The 10447-nt window shown below is 41.4% G+C and carries 8 protein-coding genes; all 8 read left to right on the top strand.

Translation table 11 applies throughout. The features are described 5' to 3' along the window. The first annotated feature begins 151 nt into the window (after positions 1-151). Positions 152-904: a MerR family transcriptional regulator gene (locus IV55_RS00630; protein ID WP_057808473.1), complete on the top strand. Its 753-nt coding sequence runs from the start codon at positions 152-154 to the stop codon at positions 902-904. A 389-nt stretch (positions 905-1293) separates the two neighbouring features. Continuing rightward, on the top strand, positions 1294-2712 hold the full coding sequence (locus tag IV55_RS00625) for an MFS transporter (protein ID WP_057808472.1): 1419 nt from the start codon (positions 1294-1296) through the stop codon (positions 2710-2712). Beyond that, on the top strand, positions 2699-3118 hold the full coding sequence (locus tag IV55_RS00620) for a MarR family winged helix-turn-helix transcriptional regulator (protein WP_057808609.1): 420 nt from the start codon (positions 2699-2701) through the stop codon (positions 3116-3118). The genes IV55_RS00625 and IV55_RS00620 overlap by 14 nt, the downstream gene beginning before the upstream one ends. An 11-nt stretch (positions 3119-3129) precedes the next feature. Further along, entirely contained in the window at positions 3130-3717 is a 588-nt protein-coding gene (locus tag IV55_RS00615) for a hypothetical protein (protein ID WP_057808471.1), read from the top strand. 12 nt (positions 3718-3729) lie between these two features. Then, positions 3730-3939 carry a hypothetical protein gene (locus IV55_RS00610; RefSeq protein WP_057808470.1) on the top strand — a complete coding sequence of 70 codons (210 nt, stop codon included), beginning with the start codon at positions 3730-3732 and terminating at the stop codon, positions 3937-3939. 117 nt (positions 3940-4056) lie between these two features. After that, positions 4057-5139, top strand: coding sequence for an acyltransferase (locus tag IV55_RS00605; RefSeq protein ID WP_057808469.1), 1083 nt, complete (start codon positions 4057-4059; stop codon positions 5137-5139). Between the two features lie 110 nt (positions 5140-5249). After that, entirely contained in the window at positions 5250-9635 is a 4386-nt protein-coding gene (locus tag IV55_RS00600) for an Eco57I restriction-modification methylase domain-containing protein (RefSeq protein WP_057808468.1), read from the top strand. Further along, the gene (locus IV55_RS00595; protein WP_057808467.1) at positions 9635-10360 is read left to right on the top strand and encodes an N-6 DNA methylase; all 726 of its coding nucleotides are present in this window, start codon (positions 9635-9637) and stop codon (positions 10358-10360) included. The genes IV55_RS00600 and IV55_RS00595 overlap by 1 nt, the downstream gene beginning before the upstream one ends. Positions 10361-10447 lie beyond the last annotated feature (87 nt).

Raw genomic sequence — 10447 nt, 5'->3', positions numbered from 1 at the left:
AACCCGTACGGCAGTTCTAGGTCTTGCTCACGACTTCCCGACTTTTGGCCCACTCTCTTGTTTTTAGCGAGATAATAGAAAAAAATGAATTTCCCCCTTGACCCTCACGCAACGTCACCCCGTATCATTCTTTTTGAAAGGAGGGTAACACATGTATTCAATCAAACAAGTTGCTGATGTATCCGGCGTCAGTATTCGGACATTACGGTACTACGATGAAATTGGTTTACTGGCACCAAATGAAGTGACGGCGGCAGGTTACCGTCAGTATACAGATAAGGAACTAGATCGGCTGCAGTTGATTCTCTTTTACAGAGAATTGGAATTACCACTTAAGGAAATTCAGGCATTGTTAGATGATCATCAAGATCCATTACAGATTCTGGAACAGCAGCGCCAACAACTCGTCGCTAAGCAACAGCGACTGACTGGTTTAATCGAAACTATCGAGCACACGATTAGCACCAAAAAGGGGGAAGACAAAATGAGCAATGACGAAAAATTTGCTAGTTTCAAGCGGGCACAAGTAACAGAAAATGAACAAGCATACGGGGATGAAATCCGTCAACGTTATGGCAATGAAGCTGTTGAATCAGCAAATGAACAGTGGCAAGGACTAACGAAGGATCAATACGATCAGATGCAGACGTTGGAGCAACAATTATTTACCGATTTACGGACGTATGTAGCTGACGGTGAAACAGACACCAAGCTGGCACAACGGATTTTTGAAACGCACCGTGACTGGTTAAAAATCACGTGGCCTAAGTATTCAGCAACTGCTCATCGTGGATTAGGTGATTTATATGCGAATGATTCGCGATTCGCAAGTTATTACGATGATCGAGCGGGCGCACATGCTGCCAGCGCCTTAACTAAAATCATTTATGAATACACTAAGTAAATAAATAGATCGCAGCAGACTCGGATTAATGAATTAAGTCTGCTGCGATCTATTTAGTTTGATGGTGCAGTACTTAAGCTATTTTTTTGGGTGTGAACGTGTGCCCTTGTGTCGATGCCCGCGGGCAACGCACTCTCCGCTCCCTGACCCATTAGCAACAGAGGGCGGATGTTGCGCCGTGAGTGAAGGGCTGCAAAGAATTTGCAAAGCCCGAAATGGTAAGGCGCCACAGACGCACGACGATGAGCGAAGCGAACTTGCTAATGGGTTAGGGAGCGGAGACACAGCCAACTATTTAAAATAAGCATGCAGAAAAAAGTTGAAACTAAATGCTTGCGCAAGCAAATAAATCCGAATATACTGATGTCACACTTCAAGGAGGTGGGCACATGTCACCAATTAAACGATGGTTAACGTTAGGAACTTTAGGCACATTCTTTTTCATGGTGATTATTGATGGGACGATTGTCAGCATTGCGATTCCGGCGATTGCGCGAGGACTTTCGGTCAGTACGAGCTCGGCTAACTTGGTGATTTCGGTGTATTTAATCGGTATCAGTGCATTGTTGCTGATGTTTGGTCAGCTGGGTGACAGTACCAGTCGAATGCGCTTGTTCATGTGGGGAACGGTGATTTTTACGCTAGGTTCGCTACTTTCCGGATGGGGTCTCAGCTTTGGTACCTTGATTGGTGGGCGGATCGTGCAGGCAATCGGAGCCAGTATGACAATGGCCAACAGCTATGCGATTGTTACTGATGTCTTTCCGGCAAATGAACTTGGGCGCGCGTTGGGCATCGAAAGTATCTTTATCTCACTCGGTGCGCTGGCTGGTCCCGGATTAGGTGGACTCATTATTAGCTACTTATCTTGGCACGACATCTTCTTGATCAATGTGCCATTGGGAATTATCTGTATTTTCATTGAATGGCTAATTTTTCCACGGCATGTTAAGGCACACGACCATCAACCGTTAGATTACGGCGGCGCTGCATGGATGATCTTGATGGCACTTGTGTTCTATGGCGCGACAAGTACGGCGCTACGTCAACCAATCATCACGATTGTACTGGTAGCGGTCTTTGCGGTTATCTTTGTCTTTTTCGTAAGACATGAACGCAGATATCAACATCCATTACTAGACCTTCAGCTGTTCAGTAATCGTCGCTTCAGAAATAGTTTGATTGCGGCATTGACGAGTTTTATCGTGAGTTACTTCTTTACGTTATTGGCCCCAATCTACTTACAGCTGGTCCTAAATTATGCTGGTCGGTTAACCGGCGAACTATTGATGATCTCACCAATTATTGCGTTGATCGCTAACCCAGTCGCCGGCACGTTGGTCGATCGGTTCGACAAGACAAAAATCATGACGGCGGGAATGATCACCCTAATCGTGGCACAAGGGTTGTTGATAATTAATCACGGCACTGGTGAGCCATGGCCGTTTGTGATCATCTCGGTGGTGTTATCACTTGGAACGGCGTTGTTTGGGACAGCGAACAACACAATTATTATGCAAAGTGTGACTGCAAAGCAGCGGGGGATGGCTGGTGCAACGAACTCGTTGATGCGGGAAGTCGGTCTAGCACTCGGTACGACGTTGGCGTCGACGCTGTACTATCGTGCCATTGCGCATGAAGTCGGCCATTCGGTAACCACGGCGTTTCATATCCCGACGGATGATTTGTTGACAGGCCAGACGGTCGCTTATGCGGTGGGATTGATCATTTTGATTGGTGGCTTGATTGCCATTTGGTCGTTAAGGGAGGTGCATACAGGTGTCGTTAAACAACATGCAGGAAATTGATTTTGATCTAACGCAAATCAGTATTGTGGCGCGTAAGGTGCAAGTTGAATTGGACCGGGCACTGAAACCATTGGAGTTGAACGCCAGTAACTACTATTTCTTACTTAAAATTGATCCGGTAACCGGAACGACCCAGGATCAACTTTATCGCCAGATTTACTTGGATCAGAGTAACATCACACGGCGGTTACTTCGTTTGGAACAATTAGGGTTGATTACAAAAAGTCGTTCAGCAGATGATGGACGTGTGTGGAAGGTAGACCTAACGCCTACTGGTCGGGAGCGCATCGGCCCCCTGAAGGCGGCAATCGAAGACGTTAACCACACGATCTTTGCAAACTTGGCTACCGGACAACAGGAACAATTAATGCAATTACTCACAACCGTTGGCACGAACCTAATCTAGGGGGCATTATCATGATGAATTCAGTTGAAGTTAATGGCGCAGACACAAACCTTTCCTTACCTGATGGTTTTCAGCTCGTTGAAACAAAATCACGGGAACGGAATGGAGAAACGGTCCAAGTTGAGCGATATCAAAAGGATTTGAAAGTAACACCGAACAACGCGCATGTCACCGTCGTGTGGGGCGATGATGGGCGACTGATCAGTTACAACAACTTTGCGGTCGATGAAGATGGACAAGTACCAACTGAATCGCAAGCCGTAGACATCGCGTGGAATAACTTTGAACAACTCGATCCAGACTATGCCAGTGGGTTGCAGTTCATGCGTGTCGATCACTATACCCGCTACTTTATCAACAGTGATGGCGAACGCGTTGACATTCCGATTGCATGGGTCAAATTTGCCCATGCGGTTGGTGAAGTGTCCTACAACTGGGTCTCTGTCGGGGTGAACGGGCAGGTCATCGAAATGGAACGTGAATCTTACTGGGACTACTTTGCTTCTCGGCGTGCGACGGAAGAGTGGAACTATGACGACTGGGTTTTGGCACGCCAGGGCAAAGGACCACAATTAAAGGCACCAGAAGCACGGGCTTAATGGAGGGTGCAGATGTTTGATAATGATGATGCATTGATTGCACAGCTCGGACAGTTGCGTGACCGTGAGCAACAACTGACGGATAACGATTACATGACAGCCTACTATAAGGGTTACAGCTCGTCAGGGGCGACCCTGGCGGAGGTGCAAGATGAAATGGATGAGGTGCAGCAGCAAATCCGTGACCTTGAGCGACAATTAGGTGAGGACGACTTGAATTAGCGCAAAGTAAAACGATAAGTTGACGATTGATTTCGCAACTTATCGTTTTTGTTTTGCCACCGCTGTTCCACAACGGGTAAGATGATAGATAAATATCTTTATGAAAGGAGGCAGTCGATGAAACAAGGTGAGACGAACGTGCCTGACTTAGGTGATCTATTAAAAGTAGCGGCGTGCTCGGCGGTCATTTTACAAACAATTCTGGGCTTTGCCGTGCACACGTCCCTGAGCGTGGGGCAACAGGCGTGGGTTATCGCTTGGTACGACCTAATGAAATTCAGTGCGCCGGCGTTTATCTTTGCGATTTTATTTAGCACGATGCGAACGACATCAAGTGGTCCGCTAGGCGTTAATTATTTGCCGTATCTGCAGAAACAGTGGTCGCTATTGTTTTTGCCGACGGCTCTATGGTCGGCCGTGTATTTAATTCTGATGCCGAGCTTGCAAAGCCATCATCCATATCATAATCTGACTAGCTTTAACTGGCAGTTTGTCACCGGTAATGGTGCGCCACATTTATGGTACAGCACGATGATGTTGCAGTTTATTGTGTTGATGCCAGTCTTCGTGTGGTTAACACGGTGGTTAACAGGATCTCCAAGACGGCAGGGCGTTGTTCTGACGGTGAGTGCTGTCGGCTATGTCTGGTGGATCGCGCTGTACACGATGTTTGTCTTCAATGGCCCAGCCGCGAATCGTTGGTACTTGATGGATCGACTGTTGCCGAGTTTCTTTATTTACGGACTATTGGGAATATTGACATGGTTGAATTATGAGCGCGTACTGAGTGTGTTGATGAAACGCTGGTGGGTGTTGCTTATCCCGGCTCTCTGGGGATGGCTGTGTGCTAATACGGAATTACATAGTTTTGGCGCAACTGTGTCATTTGAGAACGCTCCATATTTGAAGCCATCAATGTTGATGTATTCGGTGAGCGTGATTGGTCTACTCTGTGCGTTAGGCGGTTGGCTGTTATTAAAGACGCCACGCGTAATGCGTGTGATTCATCGACTAGCTGTGTATGCCTACCAGGCGTTTTTGGGACATGTTTTCTGGGTTGCCTTACTCTGGTGGATTGAAAGCCGGCTTGGCTGGCAGGGACTGCTAGGGCTACGCGTGGGCGTGACGTATTTGGTTAGCTGGGTGGTTAGTTTTGGAAGTGTTGTGGCTTGGCGAGAAGTTGGAAATCATCAAAAATAATATAAAATTAGTCTTATGTTTTGATATGATATAAATCATTTTTTAAAGTGTTAACATAAGACAATATTACATATGAAATTCATGACATTTACCATGGGTAGGAGAAAATCGTGGAATCAAACTTTGGCTTTTTAATGTTAGATGACGACACACAGATTATGTATAATCAGGCTAAATCTGCTGAGAAATTATATGCCAGCGAGCAGTATGCTGCGGAGTTAATAACAATTCGCAAAATAGCTGAAAATGTAGCAAGAAGTGTGCTGGATTTTAATTTTATAGAAGTACCAGATCATTGTAGTTTCAATAACTGTTTAAAGATGTTAAAAGAGGAAAAATTGATTGACGATAAAAAGTTAATTGATATTTTTTATGATTTAAAAAGATATGGAAATGATGCAGCCCATACCTTAGATGAATTTTCTCGTGAACAGGCATTAACTAAACTAAAAGAAATGTATTATTTATTGGTTTGGTTTTCTAATTCATATATGGAACAGAAAATTTCACAAAGTGGTTTTATGGAGCCACAGAATGATCCACCATATGATCCCAATGAGAAGAAGCTTATTTATATTCAAACTGGTGATAACAGTAATGGCATGTGGCCTGCATATGTTGGGGCCGAAAAGGTTGGGGATGCGTCAGTTGATAACTTTGAGATTGATGGCAAACCTAATAGTGATGATCTACGTGGATTTGCGGATAGACGTATTAAGCAATACATGAGAACAGGAGGAACTCCGTATTTGCTTGAGTGGGCCGAACTGGCCTACAGCAAGATTGAAGATAAGTGGTTTCGTGACCACGATGTTCACGAGGTCTTAGAACGCTCCGGAGTAAAACGGTCAGAACATTTGGATGGCACTGAGTGGTTTAAGGTGGATGTGAAAACAGCAAAAGATGCAATTAGGGCTGTTAAGGAAGGCCGATCATCGCTGGATATAACAGAAAAGGCTGTGCCACATGAAATTGTCCTACGTCCAGAACAAATAAAAGCGGTGGAACAAACCAGACGTGTGTTCCAAAAAGAAAAAGATATGCTTTGGAATGCGAAGATGCGGTTTGGGAAAACTTTGTCTGCGTTACAACTTATTAAAGAGGAAAAATATAAAAAAGTGCTAATTATGACCCATCGGCCGGTTGTGTCAGATAGTTGGTTTTCAGATTATCACAAAATGAAAATGTCAAAAGAAGGATATCGATTTGGCTCAAAAAATAAAGGGGAAACTATTGATGAACTGAATGCTAGTGAATTCCCGTATATTTATTTTGCTAGTATTCAGGATTTACGTGGATCAAAGCGATTTGGTGGCAAAGTTGCAGATAAAAATGAGTTAATTGCCGATATTGATTGGGACTTGATAATTATCGACGAGGCACATGAAGGAACACAAACTGACTTAGCACACAATGTACTTAGTGGTATTAAGAAGGATAAAACGCGATTGCTTGAGCTGTCCGGAACGCCGTTCAACTTGCTTGACCAGTATAAGAATGAAGATCAAGTATATACATGGGATTATGTGATGGAACAAAAGGCTAAGCAAAGGTGGCCAATAGATCATCCAAATGAGGCGAATCCTTACGAGACTTTGCCAAGTGTTTCAATGTATACTTTTGAAATGCAAAATCGTAAAGAATTCTCCGATGAAAGTAAGTCATTTAACTTTAAAGAGTTCTTTAGAGTTGATGATGCAACAGGAAAATTTGTATACGAGAAAAATGTAAAACAATTTCTGGATAATATAACGCATCAAAATGGTAAAACAAATTATCCGTTCTCCACTTTAAAATTTAGAAATGCGCTCAGACATACGCTTTGGTTGCTTCCGGGTGTTAAGGAAGCGAAAGCACTTAAAGAATTAATGGAGGAGCATCCGGTTTTTGGTACCGAGTATAAAGTGATTAATGTTGTAGCTGATGGCGATTCAGATCTGGCAGTAGACGCTGGTGACAGTGATCTTGAAAGAGTTCGTAAGGCAATTACCAACGAGCCATCAAAAACGAAAACAATTACCTTAACAGTTCGTAAATTAACTACTGGAGTAAATGTTAAGGAGTGGACTGGAATTGTCTTTTTATCAAATATGACAAGTGCTATGCAGTACTTGCAGGCTGCATTTCGTGCACAGACACCGTTTTCGGATGAGAAAATGGGAATGAAAAAAAGGTGCTATATATTTGATTTTGCACCAGATAGAGCGCTTTCTGTAATGGCAGAATCGAATAGCTTTAATTCAGGAGCGGGTAAACTTGTCAATAAGGAACAAAAAGACAGTATGGCCCAACTACTGAATTTTCTTCCCATTATCGGTGAAACAAAGCAAGGGATGCAAGAATACAATATTGATAAATTACTTACTACGTTAAAAAAGGTTTATGCAGAAAAGGCCGTGCGGAGTGGATTTGATGATGATTCACTATACAGTGATGAATTGTTAAAGATAAATACTGAAGATTTAGTGGATTTTAATGGGTTGAAAGCAATTGTTGGAACAACTAAGGCTGATAGAAAGCCAACTAAAGTTGATGTCAATAATCAGGGACTCACAGATGAGGAGTATGATCGTGCTAATAGAGGTGAAGCAAAGCCAAAGAAAGATCGTATCCCAGAAGAACAAGCTGTAATCGATAAAAAGAACGCATTAAAAAAGCAAAAACGGACAATGATTTCAATTTTACGTTCTATCTCAATACGTATTCCAATGATGATTTACGGAATGGATATTGATATTGAAGAAGATGTTAGTATTAATGATTTTTTGAATTTGGTAGACGAAAAATCATGGAATGAGTTTATGCCTAAGGGTGTTACAAAGGGCGAGTTTTCTAAATTTATTAAATATTACGACCCACAAATTTTTATAGAGGCTGGGCGAATAATTCGTAAGAGGGTTAAAGCCCTTGATAAATTGGATCCAATTGAAAGAACAGAAGAAATTGCTGCGATTTTTGGAACTTTCAAAAATCCTGATAAGGAAACGGTGCTTACCCCTTGGCGAGTAGTTAATATGCAACTTGGAATGACCATCGGTGGACTATCTTACTTTGATGATAAATATGAAGTTTCGACAGTTGAAGCTAAGAGCGCATTACATTGGGTACAAAATAAATCTACGGATACAATTTTTAAGAATAATACAAAAATTCTGGAAATAAACTCAAAGACAGGTTTGTATCCCTTGTATGCGGCAACGTCTCTTTATCAGAGAGCTATTAATAAATTGAATGAAATAATGGGTGGTAAATTTACAGCTGAAGATGAGTGGCGCTTATGGGAAAATATTTTAAAGGCCAATATTTTTGTTGTTGCAAAAACGCCCATGGCAAAAACCATTGCTGAAAGGACCCTTGCAGGTTATCGGCATGTAGATATGAATATTGAATTTATTGATGGAATTGTTGATGCGGCTAGAATTAGTCCGGATGATGGTGTTAAGAAAATTAAGGCGGCATTTGGAATTATGAAATTTGATGTAGTTATTGGTAATCCACCATACCAGGAAGAAGCTGGGGGATCGAGTTCTAGTGATAAGCCGATTTATCACTTATTTATGGAAATGGCTTACGAACTAGCGGATAAGTCAGTTTTGATAACTCCTGGTAGATTTTTATTTAGAGCAGGAGCCACTCCGTCTGCTTGGAATGAGAAAATGTTAAATGATACTCACCTTAAAGTCGTGATGTATGAGCAAAACGGAAATAAAATTTTTCCACGAACTGACATAAAAGGTGGAATTGCAATTACCGTCAGGGACGTAAATGAAAATTTTGGTGCTATAGGTACTTTTACGGCATATCCGGAATTGAATTCCATTCTTTCAAAAGTGAATCCATTTCTACGTAAAGATGGAAATTTAACAGATATAATTTTTTCACAAAACAAATTAAATTTGGAAGAACTGTTTTCAGATTATCCTCAGGCTAAAGACTCGATAAGTAGTAATGGTCGGGATAGAAGACTTGAGAGTAATATTTTTGTTAAGCTTGAAGCTTTTCATGATTTTAAAGTTAATGAAGATGATATAAAAATTCTTGGGCTAATAGATAACAAGCGAACGTATCGCTTTATCAATAAGAAGTACATTGATTTAACTCATGCTAACTTATATGACTTTAAAGTACTTCTCCCAAAGAGTAACGGAAGTGGAGCTTTGGGAGAAGTAGTTAGCACGCCGCTCGTCGGCACGCCGCTCGTCGGCTATACAAGAACCTTTTTAGGAATTGGTTCTTTTAGCAATGAACTTGAAGCAAATAATGCCTTAAAGTATATTAAATCGAAATTTGCCAGAACGATGCTTGGAATTTTAAAAGTTACTCAGGATAATAACCCTGATAAGTGGATAAAAGTGCCATTACAAGACTTTTCTATTTCTTCAGATATTGACTGGAGTGAAAGTACAGATAATGTTGATGCACAGCTTTATAGAAAGTACAAGCTATCTGATGCTGAAATCAGGTTTATCGAAACAAAGGTTCAGGAGATGAATTAATGCCTGAGGAACGTATAATTAAATCAAACCAGAGAGTGAAGGATCATGGGGAAGTGTTTACCCCATCTAAGGTGGTCAAGCTCATGATCAGGCAACCTGAGATACAGGATAATCTAAATTCACTAGAATCAACTTTCTTAGAGCCTTCAGCTGGTGAAGGGGCATTTCTTGTAGAAATTCTTAAGCAGAAGCTACACCTAGCCAATAGTTTAAGTTCGTCAATAGATGAATATAATGAAAATTCGTTAGTAGCTTTATCTTCGCTTTATGGAATCGAGTTGCTGGAAGATAATGTTGAGCGTTTAGTGATGAATATGTTTGGTGAGTACTTTGCAGAATATATCAATGTAGTGACTAAGTATAAAGTGGGCAAGAATCAGCATGTCCTTGATAGTGCAAAGGTTATTATACAAGCGAACATGGTGCAGGGTAATACGTTAACAAGGTTAAATAATGACGGTGAAGAATTATTATTTAGCGAATGGAAAATGTTACCAATAAGCCATGGTGTTAAAAAAGTCCGTCGTTTAGAGTACACACTAAACTCTATACTTGATAAAAGTGGACCAGTCGATAGTTATCCAGAAACTGTTAACGAAGAAATAGACTTGTTTTCTGGGACAGATATTCCAGAGATTGATCCAGCTAAAATAAAAAAAACAGTTGATTCAATAAAATATGTTGATGTAAATATAGTTGATGTTTATAAAAAGTTGGTTCAGTAGCAAAACGATTAGATTGTGATATGTCCTTTTTAAGGACGCTAGTAACAAAAGGCGGTATGACCTGTTAGAAATTGATCATACCGCCTT

Source organism: Furfurilactobacillus siliginis, assembly GCF_001437435.1.
Taxonomy (GTDB): Bacteria; Bacillota; Bacilli; order Lactobacillales; family Lactobacillaceae; genus Furfurilactobacillus; species Furfurilactobacillus siliginis.
The sequence above is the reverse complement of the archived record's forward strand: the minus strand, read 5'-3'. Positions and strand labels throughout refer to the sequence as shown.

Bases quoted from the DNA above. Each gene is read 5' to 3' on its own strand.
- IV55_RS00630 (WP_057808473.1), top strand. From the start codon at position 152: ATGTATTCAATCAAACAAGTTGCTGATGTATCCGGCGTCAGTATTCGG.
- IV55_RS00625 (WP_057808472.1), top strand. From the start codon at position 1,294: ATGTCACCAATTAAACGATGGTTAACGTTAGGAACTTTAGGCACATTC.
- IV55_RS00620 (WP_057808609.1), top strand. From the start codon at position 2,699: ATGCAGGAAATTGATTTTGATCTAACGCAAATCAGTATTGTGGCGCGT.
- IV55_RS00615 (WP_057808471.1), top strand. From the start codon at position 3,130: ATGATGAATTCAGTTGAAGTTAATGGCGCAGACACAAACCTTTCCTTA.
- IV55_RS00610 (WP_057808470.1), top strand. From the start codon at position 3,730: ATGTTTGATAATGATGATGCATTGATTGCACAGCTCGGACAGTTGCGT.
- IV55_RS00605 (WP_057808469.1), top strand. From the start codon at position 4,057: ATGAAACAAGGTGAGACGAACGTGCCTGACTTAGGTGATCTATTAAAA.
- IV55_RS00595 (WP_057808467.1), top strand. From the start codon at position 9,635: ATGCCTGAGGAACGTATAATTAAATCAAACCAGAGAGTGAAGGATCAT.